This is a genomic window from Rufibacter radiotolerans, from assembly GCF_001078055.1.
GTDB classification, from domain to species: Bacteria; Bacteroidota; Bacteroidia; order Cytophagales; family Hymenobacteraceae; genus Nibribacter; species Nibribacter radiotolerans.
Genome location: NZ_CP010777.1, coordinates 1378812 through 1397705 on the forward strand (window position 1 = coordinate 1378812; position 18894 = coordinate 1397705).

Sequence of the window (18894 nt, forward strand, 5' to 3'; positions counted from 1 at the left end):
ATTATTACGTACTATAAAAAGTAATACGCACTTTACAGGTTACTTGAACGGGGGCATACTTATAATGTTGCAATTCAAATGTAACCTGGCTTTTTAAGCCGGGTATTATTGACCTTTTCCGGGAAAGGCTAGGATGGGAATTAAGCCGGAAGCATTCATCAATTACCAGGTCCTGCCGCATCAGGATACCAATTCAACTGCCTATATTTGTCTTTTCATTTGTGCCCATGAACCAGTTCCAGATGGTAGACCTGAAAGGTCAATACCAGCGCCTGAAATCCGCCATTGACGCCGCCATGCAAGCCGTGGTGGACAGCACCGCCTTTATTAACGGGCCTGAGGTGAAGACCTTCTCAGAGAACCTGGGCCAGTACCTGCAGGCAGCGCATGTCATCCCGTGCGGTAACGGCACAGATGCCCTGCAGATTGCGCTCATGGCCCTGGATTTGCCCGCCGGCGGCGAAGTACTGGTGCCGGCCTTCAACTACGTGGCTACCGCCGAAGTGATTGCGTTGCTGGGCCTGAAGCCGGTGTTTGTAGATGTGTTACCAGACACCATGTGCCTGGACCCGGCCAAGGCCCGGCTGGCCGTGACGGAGAAAACGGTAGCCATCATGCCAGTGCATCTCTTTGGGCAATGCGCGCCCATGGAAGAAATCATGGACCTGGCCCTGGCGCAGGAACTGTTTGTAATTGAAGACAACGCCCAGGCCATTGGCGCCCAATACGTAGACGCTGAGGGCGGCACTACCTTTGCCGGAACCATCGGGCACGTAGGCACCACTTCATTTTTCCCTTCTAAGAACCTGGGCTGCATGGGCGATGGCGGCGCCATCTTCACCCAGGAAGAAGAACTAGCCAGCATCATCCGGCAGATTGCCAACCATGGGCAGCAGAAGAAATACCACTACTCGCGCATAGGCGTGAACTCCAGACTAGACACCCTACAGGCAGCCCTGCTCAACGTGAAGCTGCAGCATCTGGACGATTTCATTCTGCGCCGGCAAAAGGCCGCAGCGTTCTATGATGCCCATTTTGCCGAGGTAGATCAGATCAAGATCCCGGCCCTGGCCCCGTACAGCAGCCATGTGTTTCATCAATACACCCTGCAGGTTCCGGCAGACCAACGAGATGCCTTGAAAACCTACCTGCAGGAAAAAGGAATCCCGAGCATGGTGTATTACCCGGTGCCACTGCACCTGCATGAGGCCTATGCTTATCTGGGCTACAAGACCGGTGATTTCCCGGTATCTGAAAGCCTGTGCGAGCGGGTGATTTCCCTGCCCATGCACACTGAACTCACTGAAGAACAGCAAACTTTGATTGCTGAGGCGGTCATCAGGTTTTTCAAAGCCTAACGCAGTATCCTTAGATTCCTGTTTCAGGGGCGTTTTCTAAAAAACAGGCTTAAAACGAACAAAAGACAGTACATGTCAGAAAAGATAAAATTTGCAGTGATAGGGGCGGGCCACATTGGCAAGCGCCACGCTACCATGGCCCAACGCCACCCAGAGGGAGAATTGGTAGCCATGGTAGACACGGACCCCACTCGGCGCGATGAGGTGGATATTTACGGCGTGCCGTTCTTTTCCAGTATGGAAGAGTACCTGGCCAACGGCCCGAAGGCTGATGTGATCTGCGTATGCACTCCCAACGGGTTCCATGCCGAGCAAGCCATGCTGGCGCTGGAGGCTGGTTGCCACGTGGTGTGTGAAAAGCCCATGGCCCTGACAAAAGCCGACTGCGAACGCATTATCTACAAATCACTTCAGACCTCCAAACTGGTGTTCTGCGTGATGCAGAACCGCTACAGTCCGCCGTCCTTATGGTTGAAAGAAATGGTGATGGAGAATCGGCTGGGCGCTATTCATCTGGTCCAGATCAATTGCTATTGGAACCGCGACGAGCGCTACTATAAACCCGGCACCTGGAAAGGAAACCAGCAATTAGACGGAGGTACGCTGTTCACCCAGTTCAGCCATTTTATTGATATCATGTACTGGCTGTTCGGCGATATCAAGAACATTACCGGCCGGTTTATGGATTTTAACCACCAGAACCTGACGGATTTTGAAGACAGTGGGTTAGTACAGTTTGAATTTATGAACGGTGGGGCCGGAACGCTCAATTACTCCACCGCCGTCTGGGACACCAACCTGGAAAGCAGCATCACCATCATAGGCGAGAAAGGCAGCATAAAGGTAGGCGGACAGTATATGAACGAGGTGGAATATTGCCACGTGCAGGATTACATAATGCCCCAGTTACCACCCAGCAACCCCGCCAATGACTACGGCCACTACAAAGGCAGCGCCGCAAACCACCACCACATCTTTGAGAACGTGATTGACACCCTCAAAGGCAAGACCTTCGCTACTACCAATGCCCTGGAAGGCCTGAAAGTGGTGGAGATTATTGAACGCATTTACGCTTTGAAACCCGTTAAGAATTAGGATTAGTATTGGCAGAAAAGGGAAAATCCACCGGGCATTTTCTTGATATGCCAAACAAACCACCAATTCTAAATTTCTAATTATTAATTACCAAATATGGCCGTTTCAGACTTTTACGACGAATATACCGAACAGCAGTTCCAGAAAGGCATTCATATCCGGCACCGGACCATTCTCAAGAACCTGAAGGATGCCGGTTTGAAAGCCAATTCAAAGGTGCTGGAAATTGGTTGCGGCATAGGAACTGTTACGCACCTTATTGCCAAAGCTACGCCGCAGGGCAAAGTTCTGGCCGTTGACATCAGCCCGAAGAGCATTGAGATGGCTCGCAAGTTCAATCTGCAGTTTAATCACCTGGAGTTCCTGGTCTCTGACATGACGGATTTCCGGCGTCCCGAGAAGTTCGACTTTGTGGTGTTGCCTGACGTGATTGAGCACATTCCGCTGGAGCAGCACCCGCACCTTTTTCAGGTACTGGCGCAGCATCTTCATGAGAATTCGGTCATTGCTATCAACATCCCGCACCCGCTTTATCTGACCTGGGTACGGGAGAACCAGCCTGAATTACTGCAGGTGATTGACCAGCCCATCCACACCGATGAGCTGCTGCGCAACACCTATGCCGCTGGCCTGTACCTGCATAAACTGGAAAGCTATTCGCTTTTCTCGCAGGTAGAGGATTACCAGTGGATTCTGCTCAAGCAGCGGATTGTGCCTAAAAACGTGCAACCCAAATCTAGGGTAGACCTCAAACTGCAGGATCTTTCCTCTAAGTGGCTGTAAGCCGATAGATTTACTTCTACTATGCCTGCCCGCAAACCCGTTCTCCTGTATTTTTACCCGGCGCAGTCGTCCTTCGTAGTGAAGGACCTGCGGCTTATGGAGCGGGAATATAAGGTGCGACACCAGGGTTTTATGCCCGCCAAAAAATGGCAGACGCCGCTAGTCTGGCTAGGGCAATTCTGGTTTCTGTTGCGCCACATTTGGCAAGCCGAAAAACTGGTCTGCATGTTCTCGGGCTACCATTCCTTCTTTCCGGCTCTTTTCGGGAAAATAGCCTCAAAACCCTGTCTGATCGTGGCTGGCGGTACCGATTGCGTGGCGTTTCCCAGCATTGGCTACGGCTGCTTCGCGAAGCCTATTTTAGGGAAGTTTACCCGCTGGTCGTATAAATTGGCGGCCCATATTGCCCCGGTGCATGAGAAGCTGGTGTGGCAGGACTATTCCTATCAGCCCAATGATTTCCCGCACCAAGGGTTCCACTATCATTGCCCTGGCCTGAAGACGCCGCACACGGTCATCTACAATGGCTATGATGCCCATTTCTGGCAACCAGATACAACTATTGCCCGCCTACCTAACTCCTTCCTGACAGTTTGTGCCGGCCTTGACATGCGGTTTACCCAGCGATTGAAAGGCGTGGACCTGATTATGGAAGTGGCTAAAAAATTGCCGGAAGCCACGTTTACCATTGTTGGAGCTCCCGCCGGGTTCGCTTTTCCAGGGCAGCCATCTAATGTGAAGTTGTTGCCCAAGATGCTCTTGGCTGATTTGAAAGCCGTCTACAGCGCCCATGCGTTTTACCTGCAACTGTCAATGTCTGAGGGGTTCCCGAATGCCTTAAGTGAAAGCATGCTATGTGGCTGCGTGCCCGTGGTAAGCAACGTAGGGGCCATGCCCGATTTAATTAACGGAAGCGGTTTTGTTTTGGAGAAGCGGGACGTAAGTTTATTGGAAAATGTGCTGCAGGAAGCCATGGTCGCAGACATGGAAAAGCTTGGCGCACAGGCACGTAATTTAATAGCCCAGCAATACCCGGAAGAAAGGCGGGAGCGGGAGTTGTTGCAGCTTTTAAAGAAGCTGTAGATCTTAAGGTTCAGGATGCTAGTAATCTTCCTACAGCCATTTTACATCAGGCAGGCCAAACCGCACCAGGGTTTTCCTGATGCCGTTATTCACCTCCGGCGACACTTTGAACGCCACCAACAAGCCCCCATAAACTGCAGTAATCAATACCGACCTTACCGCAATATCCAGCAGCAGGTGCGGCAATTGGGGCAGTAACCAAGAGGCGCCAAAGGCTACTATAGAAATCACCACTATCTGTAGGGAGTCCCAGCCGAAGGGCTGCATCTTGAAGAACCTGGCCACCAGCACCACCCGGAAAAAGTTGTAAATGATGAAGACCACCATAGAGGCGAAGGCCGCGCCGCTGATGCCGTAATCCGGGATGAGCAGGTAATTGGTATAGGCCACCAGAGCCATCATTAATAAGTTGAAGTAAAGGTCGTAGCGGTATTTGTGGGAGGTGAGCAGAATCATGCCATTGATCCCTGTGGCCAAGTCAAAGAGCCGGGATAGCCCCATGAACAAAATCACATAGCGGCCCTGGCTGAAGTCTTTGGGCATGAGCGCGAATATATTGTCCACGTTGCACCAGATGCCCAGAAACAGCAGAAAGCCCACCACCATGTTCACGCGGGTCATGTTCTTGTACAACCGGCCCAAAGCCTTAAAATTACCGGCCTTGAAATAATCCGCAACCTGCGGCGAGGCAATCTTGTTCAAGCCCCTGGAGGGCACCATAATGGCCGAGGTGATAAAGTAGCCGGTGGTGTAATAAGCCACGCCGTCCAGGCCCAGGTAATGCGCAATCATGGCCTGGTCTATAAAACTGATCACCGACGAAGACACATTCCCCAGGAAAGAATACAGGCCATACTGCACCACCTCCTTCATGGGCACCACCTGGAACATGTTTCGGTTAGGCGTCACAAAGAATTGCCGCAACCACAGCAGGTACACAATACTGATGAACGAAATAGCCGAGTTGGCCCCGATGAAGAGGACCAGAAACCACTTGAAATCCACCCAGCCCCAGGCGTAGCAAACCACCGACACCAGCATGAGTACCCGCTCCAGAAAATCCTTCAGGAAAGACTGTACCACCGTCTTGTAGAGAGACCGCAGGTAGGCGTCCAGGAGCATGAATAGCAGCGTGAAGAAACTGAGCGGGATGATGTAGTAATAGTATTCCACCGCCAGGGGCGAGTTCTTTCCGAAATAGTCTACCACCGCCGGCTGCAGGAGCACAAAAAGCAGGGTCACTACTGCAAAGCCCGCCAGCGGAATAATGAGCATCAGGAAAAGGAAGCCGTTGTGCTCTTTGTCGCGGTTTCGGAAATAGGGGAAATAACGGGCGCTGATGTTGGTGAAACCCAGGGCCGCAAACTGCGAATAGATTGCTGCCACGGCGACCAGAAAACGGGTCAGACCCAGCTCGTTAGGGTCTGTGATGAGCACCGGAAACAGGAGCACCAGGTTTACATAGCCAATCACCATTCCGGCGTACGAAATGATGGTATTCAGAAGACCCTGCTTGCGGATGACATCCATGGAGTGCGCGGGGCGTTTTGGGGCTGTTTTCCAGAAATCAGGTCTAAAACAGCCTTCGCCCGAAAGACAAAAATAGCAGCTTCTCCGGTGGCTTCCGCTATGTTGCTAAAGGAGAACCGCTAAATCTTTTGCACCTGGTCTACGGCCTGGGCAGCGGTAAAGAAAGAGGTGTCTTTCTCCTGCACATATTCGGTGATTTCCCGGAAGAGCTGCAGGCCAGCTTCCATGCCGTAGGAGCTGAAATTTTCATTGTGCCAGAGCAGCGTGAAAACCCCATGGAACTTCACAATCTCCTCCAGCATGGGCATGAGGGCTGGCAACACCTCTGCGGGGGAAAGCTGCAGGTAATTGGGGTGGTTGAGGGTGACGTCCATCAAATTCAAGGGCAGTTCCCAGACGCTGGTCATTTGCCGTTCCTTGAAATTGAACAGCCTGAACGGATGACAATAGCTGTTTCTAAACCCAAAGCGCTCAGGAAAGCCCAGGCTGCTGTCATAGGCAAACCCCAGTTCCTCCAATAGGGCAGGGGATTTTACGGGGTCAAAGCGCAGGTAGTGGAACCGGTTTCCTGCCACGGAGGCGGGCAGTTTCTCTTTTTCGGTTCTAAGTTGGCGCGCCTTAAGGCCGCTTCCGTGGCTACCGTGCAACCCTATCTCATGCCCGGCCGCAGCCAACCGACTGATTTCCTTTTGTAGGGCAGGGGAAGCAACGTCATAATCGGCGTTTGGGTGGCCTTCATAAGGGGCGGTTTCCGGAAGAAAATAGAAAGTGCCCAGGGCGTTGAGTTTTTTCAGTTCCTTTTCCACCTCCGGCAGGTTAAACCAGGCGTCTTTTCCCGTAAACTTCTGCAGTGCCAATTGCAGGAACAACTTGAGGTTGCCTTTTTGCAGGGCCGGTTTGCCAGCTACTTTCCAGGCGCTTTGGCAGAAGTCAATGTCATGGGTGAGGCAGGTGGCAAAGGGTTTTCCGTCCCAGAGCCTTGGCGCTAGTGGTTGCCCATAGGCCTTTGCCACCGCTTCGCGCAGCACCTCAAAATAGTAGTTCACCAATGGTTTGGTCAACATCCGGTGCCTTGACTGCTGCGAGGCCCGGTACGGGAACCGGCCCAGTGGGTCGCGGTCCTTGCCGTAATATTCTTGCCAGCCGCTTAGAAGGTAAAAAGCTGAGGCCACCAAGTCATACTGGAGAATGATGTTCCCGTCATCGTCCTGAGTAAACCACGGCTGTTCCGTGGCCTCGTCAAAGAAAAGGGGAAGCTTATGGCCGTGCCATTCTTTCCAGACCACCTGCACGGGGTGCGGCTGCTGTCTTTCAAAAAAGGTGCTTTGGGTGGGGGTAATCTGTACCCGGCTTTTTCCATCTAGTCCGTAGCTTACCTCCAGGGCAGAGGGCAAATGGTACAGTTTGTGGAAATGAAAAAGGACGTAATCAAAAATGCTATTCACGGGTTGAAAACGAAACTCTTCCGGATTATTATATACGTTTCGGGGCTGTTTTTTGAAAAACAGCTCCGAAACGCCTTTGGTTTTATGACAGAACCAGCTTGGAAAGTTGCTCTGTAAGCGATCTACGCGAGTATTGGGTGTAGTTGATGATAGGCAGGTCCAGGTTAGGATTTATGGTCCAGGTTTTACTCATCTGCATCAAATAATCCAAGATCAACTCGTAACCAGAATAATGGAAAACCCGTCCGGCGCCGCACTCATCCAGGATTTTGTCCACGTCGCCGTGGATGGGCCCAATGCAGATAATGGGCTTGTTGGCCGCCAGGTACTCAAATAGTTTTCCGGTCAGAATCCCGAAGTTATTGGCCACATCCGGTATCGCCATGAACAGCACCGTGCTGGACATGAGGTACTTAATGGATTCATCATGGGGCACGTAGTCAATGTATTCAGTGACCAGCGGCAAACCTGCTTCCTCAATCTGTTTTCTAATTTCCGCGGACACCTTGCCCACAAACCGCAACTTGTAGCGCATGAGGGGGTTGCGGGTCATGGTTGCGCAGAGTGCCTGGAAAAACGCCTCCACGTTATAGGCCTCGGTAAGCGTGCCGGTGTACGTGATCACAAACTCCTCAGAAGACGGCTGCGACGGGTGCACGAAATCGGCCTCGTCATACCCGTTGGGGATCACGTGTATTTTATCTGGCTTCAGGTCCGGGGACTTTTGCAGGAACAGGCGCTTCATGTCATCGCTCACCACCAGCACGGCATCTGCATTTTCCAGAACCTCGCGCTCGTATTTGGCATCCAGCTTTTGGGCCAGGGCGGTGTGGTTCAGGTCTTGGTAATAATAGATGTCAGTCCAGGGGTCGCGCATGTCGGCAATCCATTTCACACCCAGTTGCTTTTTGAGCTTCAGCCCGATGAGCTGCGTGGAGTGGGGCGGGCTGGAGGTAATAATCGCTTTTACGGGTTGTTGCTGAATGGCTTTCTTGGCAGCGGCCAACGCAAACCGGTTCCAGCCTATCCGCGGGTCTGGGATGAAAAGATTGCCCCTCAGGAATTTGAACAGCTTCTGTTTCCAGCTCTCCTGGCCGGTGTTAGCAAAGCCACCGAACGGAATATCCTGCTTACCGGTCAGTTTCTTGTAAAACTCAAAGGGCTCACGGGTGGAGGTCCTGATGACGTTCACCTCCTTAGGAACCTCAGCTAGCAGGGAGGTATCAAGGATAGGGTAGGAGGCCTGCTTATCATCTACGGTAAGCACGGTGGGCTGCACCCCAAACTCGGGCAGGTGCTTCACAAACTTGAGGCAGCGCTGTACGCCGGCCCCACCCGAAGGCGGCCAGTAATAAGTGATAAGCAGAGCGTGTTGGGGCGTAGGTACTTCAGGAGCTTTCAAAGGCGTACTTCTTTCTTGTGAAGATGAAACGAACAGAAACTGTTTTTGAGGTGTTTTCAGGAAAACAGGCCTGAAACACACCGGCGGAAACAACAGTATAGTTACCGCCGAATATACGCAGGTCTGGCTAAAAGATGCTGAACTTCCGCAATTTCTGCGTATTTTTGTCTTTGTTAGTCTTAGAAAAAACATTCACTCAGTCATATACCACACATGTTTGAGAATTTAAGTACCAAGCTGGACCGCGCCTTCAAAACCCTGAAGGGCCAGGGCAGCATCACCGAAATCAACGTTGCCCAAACCATTAAAGAAGTTCGCCGTGCCTTAGTAGACGCCGACGTGAACTACAAGGTGGCTAAGACCGTGACCGATAAAATCAAGGACGAGGCCATGGGCCGCGACGTGCTGATTGCCGTGTCACCGGGCCAACTGATGGTGAAGATTGTACACGAAGAGCTCACCGAGTTGATGGGTGGTGAGAAAAAAGACATCAACATCACCGGTTCTCCGGCCATTATCCTGATTGCCGGTCTGCAGGGATCTGGTAAGACTACCTTCACGGGTAAACTAGCCAACTACCTTAAAAAACAAGGCAAAGGCGTTCTGGTAGCAGCCTGCGACGTGTACCGTCCGGCGGCTATTGACCAGCTGAGCGTGCTGGCCGAGCAGGTGGGCGTGGAGTTCTTCGCGGAGCGCGAGTCTAAGGACCCCGTTTCAATTGCCCGCAACGCCGTGGAGCACGCCAAGAAAAGCGGCAAGAAAGTAGTCATCATTGACACCGCCGGTCGTCTGGCCGTGGATGAGGCGATGATGAAGGAAATCTACGACATCAAGGAGGCCATCAAGCCGACAGAGACCTTGTTTGTGGTTGACTCCATGACAGGCCAGGATGCCGTGAACACCGCCAAGACCTTTAACGAGCGCATCAACTTTGATGGCGTGGTGTTGACCAAGCTGGATGGTGACTCAAGAGGTGGCGCGGCCCTTTCCATCAGAGCCGTGGTTGAGAAACCTATCAAGTTTATCTCTACCGGTGAGAAAATGGAGGCCCTTGACCTGTTCTATCCAGACCGGATGGCCCAGCGTATCTTGGGTATGGGTGACGTGATCTCGTTGGTAGAGCGTGCCCAGCAGACCTTTGACGAGGACGAAGCCAAGCGTATTAACAAGAACATCCGCAAGAACCAATTCAACTTTGACGACTTCCTGTCTCAGCTGGAGCAGATCAAGAGGATGGGGGATATCAAGGACCTGGTAGGCATGATACCCGGCGTTAGCAAGATGCTGAAAGACGTGGACATTGACGAAAGCGCGTTTGCCCCTATTGAGGCCATCATCAAATCCATGACCAAGGAAGAGCGCCAGAACCCGGATATGATCAGCGGCAGCCGCCGTAACCGTATCGCCAAGGGCTCGGGCACCACTATTCAGCAGGTGAATAACCTGATGAAGCAGTTCAATGACATGCGCAAGATGATGAAGAGCATGAACAAGATGGCGGGCACCAAAGGCGGTCTGGCCAAACTGGGCAGCATGATGGGACGCAGGTAATTGTTGATTGTTTATTGCTGATTGTTTTAACAGAAATGCCCGAACCAAACTTGGTTCGGGCATTTCTGTTTTCAGGCTATTTTCAGAAAAACAGCGCAAAACGAAAGATAATCATCTGTGGTTTTGATGCCTTCGGGATTCAGCTCAGCAATTAACAATCAGCAATCAACAATTAGTATTCAGTTCTGCCTTCATGCTTTTCCCATTCTTTGAAACCTTCTAAGGCTTCCTCGTGCAGGAGTTGTTCCATGGGCAGGGAGCGGGCGTGGAGGGGCAGTTCCAGTTCCTCGTAGATGAAGGCGTCATCAAAGCCGATTGCAGCGGCATCTGCTTTGGTGTTGCCATAGTAGACGCGGTCGGGGCGGGCCCAGTAGATGGCGCCCAGGCACATGGGGCAGGGCTCGCAGCTGGTGTAGAGCTCGCAACCGGTCAGCTGGAAGGTGCCCAAGGCTTGGCAGGCTTTCCGGATGGCATCCACTTCGGCGTGTGCCGTGGGGTCATTGCTGGAGGTAACGTTATTGAAGCCGCGGGCAATGATCTGGCCGTCTTTCACAATGACAGCACCAAAAGGGCCGCCTTTGCCCTCTTTCATTCTTTCTATAGAAAGCCGGATGGCTTCGCGCATGAAGGTTTCTTTGGAGGAGGTAGAGTCAGCCATGGGAACAGATTAAGTTTGAATACGTGGGTTTATTAAGGAAAAAGGGCTGCAAAGATAAGAACCAACCATTAAGAAAGAAGCCGGCGCATTTGCCGGCGGTGGTGTTCTGTGTGCTCCACCATAAACCGAAGCGTCTGGGGTAGGGTGATCATTCCGGATCGGGGGTGAAAAAATACTTCTTTGTCAAGGTATTCTGGCTGGTAGGCTGTGAGAAAACGGTGCAGCTGTTCCCTGGTCTCTTGCCATTGCTGTATCACCTGCGGCACCACTACCTGGTCTGGCACTTCCTGTACCGCAGCGGGTGCCTTGAACTTGATGGGGAGCTTTAAAAATAGGTTCAAAAGGAAACCCCGGAAACGGGTGCCCCAGCCATAGGCCCGAAGTGGTTTTTCACTGGCTATCCGTTTGGCCAGAGAGCCTACCACCAGCTGGTCTACCTGTGCCAGATGGTACAGGACCTGCGCCGCCGACCATTGACCCGGACCAAGAGATTGCTCCTGTTTGTCAGTTGGGGAATTTGCCACCCAGGCACTGAATTCCTGCCGCTGCTGCTCTAATTGATGGTAATAGGGTTCCAGTGAAGGATGCATGGCCTTTTCTTAGTTTAGGAGTAGTAAGGTATGCCTATTTCTCCAAAAAGCGCCGAAAGGAGTGCCCATTTTACCCCTTGGTGGCTTTCTTCTTCTTAAGTGTATTCACCTCTTCTTTCAGGGCAATAACCGACTGGTGGAACAGTGTGGTCATCTTTTGCACTAAGGCTGGCAGTTGCTCCAGGTTGGTTTGGTTAAGTGCAGACTGTTCAATGGTGGCATTTAGCTCTTCCAGCTGTTTAATACCTACCAAAGAGAGTGAGGGCTTTATTTTATGCGCGATGGTTCTGGTTTCTGCCCAGTTGGAAAGGCCAATGGCGCGGGCAAGCTCCTGAATGAGGCCGGGGGTCTGGTTCATGAAGAGCGTAAGAATATCCATCATGAAATCACGGTTGCCATTGGCGAAATCCTGTAAGTAGGAAAGGTCTACCTGCAGCTCCTCTTCCTGGGCATGAACCAAAGGACTTGGCTGATTCTCCGGTTTTTTGGCACCCAACAAGGCCGAGATTTTCCGCAGCAACTCCTCCGCTTTAAATGGCTTAGATACATAGGCATCGGCGCCCGCCGACAGGCATTTCTTTACCTGACCCGGCGAGGCATGGGCGGTAAGCGCGATGATAGGAATCTTGCTTTGCGCCGGCATCTGCACCCTGATGTACTGCATGGTTTCATAGCCATCCATCACCGGCATCTGCATGTCCATCAAGATGAGGTCATACGGGTTCTGGCGGAGCAGTTCCAGTACCTGTAGGCCATTTTCTGCGTGGGTTACCTGTATATGTTGTTCTTGTAAGACCTGGTTCACCAGCATCTGGTTTACCTTGTTGTCTTCCGCCAGCAGCACGCGGGCATGCTTCAGGTGGGTCTGTAATTGGTGCGGGTGACTACCAAGGTGGGATTCGGGTTTATGGGCCGTTTTTCTGAAAGGAAGCACAAACCGGAACGTACTGCCTTTCCCAATTTCGCTGGCCACGGTAATATGGCCGCCCTGTACCTCAATCAGTTCCTTGGCAATGGAAAGCCCCAGGCCCGTTCCGCCAAACCGCCGGGTGGTGTCGCTGCTGCCCTGCGTGAATTTCTCAAAAATGGTATCCAGTTTGTCTTTCGGGATGCCAATGCCCGTGTCCTGCACCGTGAACTCTATCTGGAGCAAGTCCTCCTGCTGGGCTATTACCTCCACGTGGAGCCTGATGATCCCATTCTCGGTGAATTTGATGGCATTGCCCAGCAGATTGTTCAGAATCTGGCTCAGCCGGAAGGGGTCACCCCCCAGAAATGGCGGGATTTCCTCGTCAAATAAGAGTTTAATGGTGTTCTTATGGTCTTTGGCCTGTATCTCCAGAATAGTGAGCAGCTGTTTCAGGAGGGGCTTTAACTCAAACGGAATGACTTCAAACGTGATCTTGCCAGCTTCAATTTTTGAAAAGTCCAGAAGGTCATTTATGATCACCATTAGGCTGTTGGCCGAGGTCTGGATGCCTTGCAGGTAATCTTTCTGGGTAGTAGTCAAAGGAGTTTTGGCCAGAACCTCGGTAAGGCCCACAATCCCGTTCATGGGAGTCCTGATCTCATGGCTCATGTTGGCCAGGAACTGCTCCTTGATCTGGGCCATGGTCAGGGCCTCGTCTTTGGCCTTCTTCAGTTCTTCCTCAATCTCAATGCGTGGCGTAATGTCATAGCTCACGCCAATCATGCCTGTCACTTCCTTGTTCGCGTTTAGCTGGGGAAGAAAAAGGCAGTCAAACCAGGTACCCCTGATGTTGACGGTGCAGGTAGACTGATGGCCCTGCAGGGTGCGGCGGGCGCAGGTAAGAATAGGAGGGAACTCACTGTAGGCCTCAAACAAAGAGGTGCCCACGGCCTGCTGTTCCTGGCGGTCAATCAAGGCCAGGCCTTTGCCTCTGGCCATGGTAAAAAAACCTTCCTTGTCAACAGCCCACAGAATAATGGGAGCACCGTTGATTACTGTGTCCAGCTGTTTCTGGGTCCTGATAAGTTGGTCCTGGGTATGGAGCCGCTCCTGCTCAATTTTATGCAGCCTAATAGCGCTCCTGATGCTCTGGGAGATACCTTCCGGGGTGAGCAGGGTTTTAGGCAAGTAATCTGAGGCGCCTGTTTTCATCGCCTCCACGGCAATACGCTCATCGCCCTGGGAGGTCACCACCTGCACCGGGGTAGTGATGCCGTTCTCCCTTATTTTCTGAAGCAGCTCCAGCCCGTTCATGTCTGGGAGCATGAAGTCAATGAAAATGAAGTCAAAGGTGGTTTGCCCCAAGGCTTCCAAGGCTTCGGAGCCCAGGGTGGCGGTGTAGATTTCAGCGGCTACCTGGGCTGTGCGCAAGGACCGCTTAATAATCATGCGGTCTACCTCATCGTCATCTACAATAAGCAGTTTTACGGCTGGCTCCATAGGGGGGAGGGGCTTAATTTGGTAGTTCAATCAGATCCCAGTAAGACTGCAGCGTAGCTACCATCTCCTGAAGCGATTTATTGTTTACCGGTTTTAAAATGAAGCCTGCCACATTGAAATCATAGGCCTTTAAAATTTCTTGGTCTGTACCCGGACCCGTAATCACAAACACGCAGCAGGGGCGCAACTTTTCATCTTTTCTGAGTTCCTCTAGAAAACGGAGCCCGCACATCTCTGGAAGGCCAAGGTCCAGCAAGATAATTTTTGGGGTGGGGGAGAGTGCGGCCTTTCCTTTGCCTTGCACCATGTTAAGGGCCTCTTTTCCGGTGGCAGCCACGTGCACGGGGTTCTCAATCCCCAACACCTCAAAGGCATGCAGCAGGTTAGTCACCACCAGCGGGTCATCTTCCACCAATAAGATATGGGCTTCCTTGTTTTTCAAGTTGCTCTGAGTGAAATTGGGTTACGGGTAAATCGAAAATACTAAAAAAAGGGTTACGGCCTTTCGCACAGTTTCCAATACCGGTCAAGGGTGGCCACCGCCGCCACAAATTTCTCAAACGAGAGTGGTTTCAAAATATAGCCGGCTACGTTGAGGTTGTAGGCTTTTATTTTGTCACTGTCTTCATTGGAGGTGGTCATCACAAACACACTAATGCGGTTGAGCACCGGGTCTTTTCTTATTTCCTGCAGAAACTCTATGCCGTTCATCTTGGGCATGTTAATGTCCAGAATGATGATTGGCGGCATAGGGATGGCGCCGGAACGAAGCATTTCCAGGGCTTCCAGGCCGTTGTTGGCAATGTGCAAAGGGTTGTTTATATTATTTTTCTTGAAGGCCCGCTGCACATTCATAATGTCAACTTCGTCATCTTCTACCAACAAGATATTTACTGCTTTTTCTTCCATGTCAAAGAGGCTGTGCAGACAATTAATAGCATAGCTGGAGGTTAGTCGCTACCCTTTCCTCCGGCTTCTGTTTGTCTGTATTTTTATGTACGCTAGTTATAATTTATTTTTTGAAGGCTTGCCATTTGGGGGGAGTAATGGCCAGGTGACGGTAACCACGGTGCCTTTGTCTTTTTCAGACTGCACCGCAATAGTCCCGCCTATCACCTGAAGAATCTTTTTAGTAACGGATAACCCTACGCCTAAATTTTCCTGATGGTCTTTGGGCTGCACTGTATAAAATATCTTGAAGATCTTCTCCAGCGCATCTTCAGAAATGCCAATGCCGTTGTCTCTAACGGTGAAGATGACAAATTCCTTCTGGCGCTGCGCTTCTACCCACACCTGGGGTTGGGCGTGGTCATTGAACCGTACGGCATTCTGCAGCAGATGGGTGAAAACCGTCTCCAGTTTTTTGACATAAGTGTTCAGGACAGGCAAATCCGTTACAGTAAGCGTAAAGGGCTTGTCTTTCTGTAAACCGGCGGCTATGCCCTGTACCAGCTCCCTTACGTTTACTTCTTTCAGGTCCATCTCAAAGCGTGCAATCCTGGAGTAAATCAATAAGGCGTTGATCATACGCTCCAGGCGCTCGGTGCGGTTCTGCAGAAGCTCAATGTTATGTTTGATATCTTGGTCCAGGTCCTCGCCCAGGTCTTCACTGATCCAGCCAGAAAGGTTGCTGATAGCGCGTAGGGGACCTTTCAGGTCATGGGATACTATGTAGGCGAACTCATCAAACTCCTGCTGAAGGTTCTCCAGTTGCTGCTGGCAGGTAATTTTAAGTTCTTTCATGAGCGAAGCAGGTTAGAGGCGGAGGGGACCGCGGTGGTTACTTTAGGCCAGGTGAAAAGAAAAGTGGTGCCTTTGTCTTTTTCTGACTCTACCCAAATGCGCCCGCCTTTTTCCTCAATGATCTTTTTCACTATAGACAGCCCAACCCCTGTGCTTTCTTTCACATCACGGGCCTCCATGGTCTGGAAGATCCCGAAAATCTTGGTATGGAACTCCGGCGGAATACCCGGTCCGTCATCATGTACCTGAAACTGGAAAAAACCTGGCAGTTCTTTGTACCGCACTTCTACCTGACCTTCCTGGGAGTGGTGGTATTTAAAAGCGTTGCTGAGCAAGTTGGATAGCACTTGGTAAAACAGCGTGCGTTCTCCCGTAATAGTAGGTAGAACACTGGGGGTAATGACTTTGAAGGAGGGTGGGGGCGCCAGGTTCTCCAGGGTTTCCCGCAGGACCTCCTGCACAGAAAACGTGGTGAGCGGCAATTCTTTCCGGCCAATGCGGGAGTAGTCCAGAATACCGTTGATCAGGTTTTCCATGCGCTGCACCCGGCCCCGAAGGATAGTTAAGTTCTTGTGGATCTCCGGGTCTTCATTCGTCATATCTTCACTGATCCACTCGGCCAGGTTATTGATGGCACGCAAGGGCGCTTTCAGGTCATGGGACACCACGTAGGCGAACTGGTCCAGTTCACTGTTCATCTTTGTTAAATGCGTAAAGCTGTTCTGCAACTTCAGGGCCATCACGTTCAACGATTGGGTAAGCGCACTGATCTCATCTTTGCGGTCATCTTCCAGGGCCACGTCGTACTTCCCGTTGGCAATGCTCATGGCCAGGTTGTTCATTTTCCTGAACCGCTTCTTAATGGTCTTGCCCAGAATGAAAGCGGTTAGCCCGCCGGTGATAATGGCCATAATGGTAAGGCCAATGGCTACCTCATTGGTCCTTATCAGGGATTGGTCTGTATTGTCTACGCGCTCATTCCTGACCCGTTCCTCTTCGTGCCTTATTTGCCTGAACCCGTTCCGGGCCTTGTCCATCAATTGTTTCCCAACCCCTTGCTGCGCGGTGGCATTGAACAAGGAATCATAGTAAGACCGGTTTCTTGAATGCTGATTGACCTTCTTTTTACCTTCAATCAATGGTTTAGCAAAGGTATTCTCCCACCGGGCAACATCTTCTCTTACTTGGTGCAATAACTTATTCTGGGCCGCATTGGGGGCTGTCATAGAATCTAATAACAAAAAGCTTTGGTTAAACCTTTGTCGCCCTTGATAAAATGGTTCCAGAAAAGACAGTTGCCCAGTAAGCAGGTACCCGCGTAAACCAGTTTCCATATCCAGGATAAACCGCTGGGCAGACCCCACCTCTTTTATGATGTTGGTGGTGGAAAGTACGCTTTCAATGTTGTGCCGCACCTTTTGGGTTTGCTGTACATAGCCAATGGTCACAATGCAAAACATGGCCAGAATAAAGCTTATAGCAATATATATGGTAGTAATTAATTTCATTGTTTAGTAGGCCTGTAAGCAACCGGCAAGCCTTGGTTCTACCCAAAGATAGCTTTTGCTGGCAAAGCACCCTCAACGGGCCATATAATTTTAATCTGACGTTGTCATCCTCCCCGGCAGAGCGGTTAAACCTGGGCAATTACCTAAGCCTCCAGCAGCAGCTTTGGGGAAGCAGTTTCTGAGCCAAGGTGAAGATTTCTTTTTCCAGGGCCGCACTGCTGTAAGCGAGGGAAGTAAGAAACAGGCATAACAACAAAATTGCACCAATTAAGAGAACCCTAACCTTAATTTCGATGAAACGGCCTTTTCACCCGTTTAAAATAGGCTTATAAGGTTGGTGCAAACCAAGGGAAGGATAGGGTAGAGGGGGAACCACCCTGCGGTACAGGCATATTTTGTACCTTTACCCCTCGTTAAAATTGCAAAACATGGCATTACAGAAACCAGACCCCATGGGCCGGGCCATTGAGGCCTACTGGAAGGGGAACAAGGAAGCAGCGGTTTTAGTGTACTCAGACCAGATGGAGCCAGATGAGCTGCCGGCGTCCTACCTTTTCCGGGAACCGGCGGAGATGCCAGAGCGCGAGCAGTTTGCCTTGTCCCAGGCCTGCGGCAAGGTGCTGGACGTAGGTGCCGGAGCCGGTTCCCATGCCCTGGCCCTACAGGCTGCCGGGGTTGAGGTAACCGCCCTTGAAATCTCTGACAACGCCTGTGCTGTGCAGAAAGCCCGCGGGGTCCAGAACATCCTGCATGGCGATTTCTTTACTTTGCCGGCCACTAAGCATGACACCTTGTTGCTACTCATGAACGGCATTGGCCTGGCCGGCACGGTGGAAGGTTTGCCCCATTTCCTGGAGGTCTGCAAAAAATGGCTAGCGCCGGGGGGACAGGTCTTACTGGAATCCTCAGATATTCTGTACCTGTATGAGGAAGAAGACGGGTCTGTCTTGCTGGACCTGAACGGCGCCTATTACGGCGAGATGACCTATATGATGGAATTTGAGGGAGAGCGCAGCGCTCCTTTTCCGTGGCTGTTCATTGATTTCAACTTATTGGAGCAATACGCCCAGGAGGCCGGCCTTGCGGCCGAACTCCTCTTGCAGGAAGAAGATTCCCACTACATTGCCCGGCTAACGGTGGCCTAAAGGGAAATTCCGTTTTAAGCCTGTTTTCCGGAAAACGGCCTTAAAACGGAAGCAGGTCCGTTAGGTGCTAAAGAATTATAGAATAAAGGATGTGATTGTTAAGAAGGCAAGCGCCCTGTTTTGCTTTCCCCAAAAAATCTGCTCCTTACCTGTAGGCAAGCGTATTACTTCACCTCCACTACTTCTTCCAGATACTTGCCTTCGCTTTGCCAGAACCTGAAATAGTGCTTGCCTATGGTAGTGGTTTTGAACTGGAAGGAGAAGGTATTCAGCTTGGCTACGTCTGTGCACACTGCCTTCATCTCTGCGGTTGGGTAGGCAGCAAAAAGCCTGATCTCAGTGACCTGATCCGTTTTGACAGAGTCGGCGCGGGAGAAGCGGCCGCAGCCGTTGGCAGGTTGGAACAGCACTTTTAAGGTGAGGGTGGTATCTACCTTCACCGCTGCCTTGGGGAAGCCGGCCGTTTGCACCGCCGCCACGGGCAGTTCCACCTCTTGTAGCTTAGAGGTTTCCTCACACCCCAACAGAAAGAGGGCTGATAGCGCGGCAGAGATGAGTTTTGCTTTCAAGGTCTTAGGGTATATTTTCTGTTT

At 51.4% G+C, this 18894-nt stretch carries 17 protein-coding genes; 6 read left to right on the plus strand and 11 right to left on the minus strand.

From position 1 onward, the window contains the following. Positions 1-227 precede the first annotated feature (227 nt). From TH63_RS05740 to TH63_RS05755, 4 genes are all read left to right on the plus strand, one after another. Positions 228-1358 carry a DegT/DnrJ/EryC1/StrS family aminotransferase gene (locus tag TH63_RS05740; protein ID WP_048920112.1) on the plus strand — a complete coding sequence of 377 codons (1131 nt, stop codon included), beginning with the start codon at positions 228-230 and terminating at the stop codon, positions 1356-1358. Between the two features lie 72 nt (positions 1359-1430). Beyond that, positions 1431-2453 carry a Gfo/Idh/MocA family protein gene (locus tag TH63_RS05745; protein ID WP_048920113.1) on the plus strand — a complete coding sequence of 341 codons (1023 nt, stop codon included), beginning with the start codon at positions 1431-1433 and terminating at the stop codon, positions 2451-2453. Positions 2454-2549: 96 nt separating this feature from the next. Continuing rightward, positions 2550-3236 (plus strand): class I SAM-dependent methyltransferase, encoded by a 687-nt coding sequence (locus tag TH63_RS05750; protein ID WP_053093741.1) that lies wholly within the window; start codon positions 2550-2552, stop codon positions 3234-3236. Between the two features lie 21 nt (positions 3237-3257). Then, positions 3258-4319: a glycosyltransferase family 4 protein gene (locus TH63_RS05755; protein WP_048920114.1), complete on the plus strand. Its 1062-nt coding sequence runs from the start codon at positions 3258-3260 to the stop codon at positions 4317-4319. 30 nt (positions 4320-4349) lie between these two features. Here the strand turns inward: TH63_RS05755 and TH63_RS05760 are convergent, their stop codons facing one another. The 3 genes from TH63_RS05760 to TH63_RS05770 form a co-directional block, all read right to left on the minus strand. Further along, positions 4350-5849 carry a lipopolysaccharide biosynthesis protein gene (locus TH63_RS05760; RefSeq protein ID WP_048920115.1) on the minus strand — a complete coding sequence of 500 codons (1500 nt, stop codon included), beginning with the start codon at positions 5847-5849 and terminating at the stop codon, positions 4350-4352. A 119-nt stretch (positions 5850-5968) separates the two neighbouring features. Then, a complete protein-coding gene (locus TH63_RS05765) occupies positions 5969-7294 on the minus strand; it encodes a polysaccharide deacetylase family protein (protein ID WP_156180415.1) in 1326 nt (441 codons plus the stop codon). Between the two features lie 82 nt (positions 7295-7376). Beyond that, positions 7377-8696 carry a glycosyltransferase family 4 protein gene (locus tag TH63_RS05770; protein WP_231583551.1) on the minus strand — a complete coding sequence of 440 codons (1320 nt, stop codon included), beginning with the start codon at positions 8694-8696 and terminating at the stop codon, positions 7377-7379. A gap of 213 nt (positions 8697-8909) precedes the next feature. On the opposite strand from TH63_RS05770, the gene ffh reads away from it, so the two are divergent. Next, the gene (gene ffh / locus TH63_RS05775) at positions 8910-10247 is read left to right on the plus strand and encodes a signal recognition particle protein (RefSeq protein WP_048920117.1); all 1338 of its coding nucleotides are present in this window, start codon (positions 8910-8912) and stop codon (positions 10245-10247) included. Positions 10248-10419: 172 nt separating this feature from the next. Here the strand turns inward: ffh and TH63_RS05780 are convergent, their stop codons facing one another. The 7 genes from TH63_RS05780 to TH63_RS19775 all read right to left on the minus strand — a co-directional run bounded on the left by TH63_RS05780 (position 10420) and on the right by TH63_RS19775 (position 17156). Then, positions 10420-10905: a nucleoside deaminase gene (locus TH63_RS05780; RefSeq protein WP_231583552.1), complete on the minus strand. Its 486-nt coding sequence runs from the start codon at positions 10903-10905 to the stop codon at positions 10420-10422. Between the two features lie 68 nt (positions 10906-10973). Beyond that, the gene (locus TH63_RS05785) at positions 10974-11495 is read right to left on the minus strand and encodes a DinB family protein (protein ID WP_048920118.1); all 522 of its coding nucleotides are present in this window, start codon (positions 11493-11495) and stop codon (positions 10974-10976) included. Positions 11496-11565: 70 nt separating this feature from the next. Further along, complete coding sequence (locus tag TH63_RS05790; RefSeq protein ID WP_156180417.1) at positions 11566-13905, minus strand: response regulator; 2340 nt, start codon at positions 13903-13905, stop codon at positions 11566-11568. 13 nt (positions 13906-13918) lie between these two features. Beyond that, positions 13919-14347, minus strand: coding sequence for a response regulator (locus tag TH63_RS05795; RefSeq protein WP_048920120.1), 429 nt, complete (start codon positions 14345-14347; stop codon positions 13919-13921). A gap of 53 nt (positions 14348-14400) precedes the next feature. Further along, on the minus strand, positions 14401-14814 hold the full coding sequence (locus TH63_RS05800; protein ID WP_048920121.1) for a response regulator: 414 nt from the start codon (positions 14812-14814) through the stop codon (positions 14401-14403). Positions 14815-14910: 96 nt separating this feature from the next. Further along, entirely contained in the window at positions 14911-15648 is a 738-nt protein-coding gene (locus tag TH63_RS05805; protein ID WP_048920122.1) for a sensor histidine kinase, read from the minus strand. Then, positions 15645-17156 carry a sensor histidine kinase gene (locus tag TH63_RS19775; RefSeq protein WP_053093742.1) on the minus strand — a complete coding sequence of 504 codons (1512 nt, stop codon included), beginning with the start codon at positions 17154-17156 and terminating at the stop codon, positions 15645-15647. Before TH63_RS19775 ends, TH63_RS05805 begins: the two co-directional genes overlap by 4 nt. A gap of 428 nt (positions 17157-17584) precedes the next feature. Here TH63_RS19775 and TH63_RS05815 point away from each other — a divergent pair, with 428 nt between their 5' ends. Further along, positions 17585-18301, plus strand: coding sequence for a class I SAM-dependent methyltransferase (locus TH63_RS05815; RefSeq protein WP_048920123.1), 717 nt, complete (start codon positions 17585-17587; stop codon positions 18299-18301). Between the two features lie 164 nt (positions 18302-18465). On the opposite strand, the gene TH63_RS05820 is transcribed toward TH63_RS05815, so the two are convergent. Next, positions 18466-18870, minus strand: a complete 405-nt coding sequence (locus tag TH63_RS05820) for a hypothetical protein (protein WP_048920124.1) — start codon at positions 18868-18870, stop codon at positions 18466-18468. Positions 18871-18894: the final 24 nt, after the last annotated feature.

Coding starts and splice junctions, on each gene's coding strand:
- TH63_RS05740 (WP_048920112.1), top strand. CDS start 228: ATGAACCAGTTCCAGATGGTAGACCTGAAAGGTCAATACCAGCGCCTG.
- TH63_RS05745 (WP_048920113.1), top strand. CDS start 1,431: ATGTCAGAAAAGATAAAATTTGCAGTGATAGGGGCGGGCCACATTGGC.
- TH63_RS05750 (WP_053093741.1), top strand. CDS start 2,550: ATGGCCGTTTCAGACTTTTACGACGAATATACCGAACAGCAGTTCCAG.
- TH63_RS05755 (WP_048920114.1), top strand. CDS start 3,258: ATGCCTGCCCGCAAACCCGTTCTCCTGTATTTTTACCCGGCGCAGTCG.
- TH63_RS05760 (WP_048920115.1), bottom strand. CDS start 5,849: ATGGATGTCATCCGCAAGCAGGGTCTTCTGAATACCATCATTTCGTAC.
- ffh (WP_048920117.1), top strand. CDS start 8,910: ATGTTTGAGAATTTAAGTACCAAGCTGGACCGCGCCTTCAAAACCCTG.
- TH63_RS05780 (WP_231583552.1), bottom strand. CDS start 10,905: ATGGCTGACTCTACCTCCTCCAAAGAAACCTTCATGCGCGAAGCCATC.
- TH63_RS05785 (WP_048920118.1), bottom strand. CDS start 11,495: ATGCATCCTTCACTGGAACCCTATTACCATCAATTAGAGCAGCAGCGG.
- TH63_RS05790 (WP_156180417.1), bottom strand. CDS start 13,905: ATGGAGCCAGCCGTAAAACTGCTTATTGTAGATGACGATGAGGTAGAC.
- TH63_RS05800 (WP_048920121.1), bottom strand. CDS start 14,814: ATGGAAGAAAAAGCAGTAAATATCTTGTTGGTAGAAGATGACGAAGTT.
- TH63_RS05805 (WP_048920122.1), bottom strand. CDS start 15,648: ATGAAAGAACTTAAAATTACCTGCCAGCAGCAACTGGAGAACCTTCAG.
- TH63_RS19775 (WP_053093742.1), bottom strand. CDS start 17,156: ATGAAATTAATTACTACCATATATATTGCTATAAGCTTTATTCTGGCC.
- TH63_RS05815 (WP_048920123.1), top strand. CDS start 17,585: ATGGCATTACAGAAACCAGACCCCATGGGCCGGGCCATTGAGGCCTAC.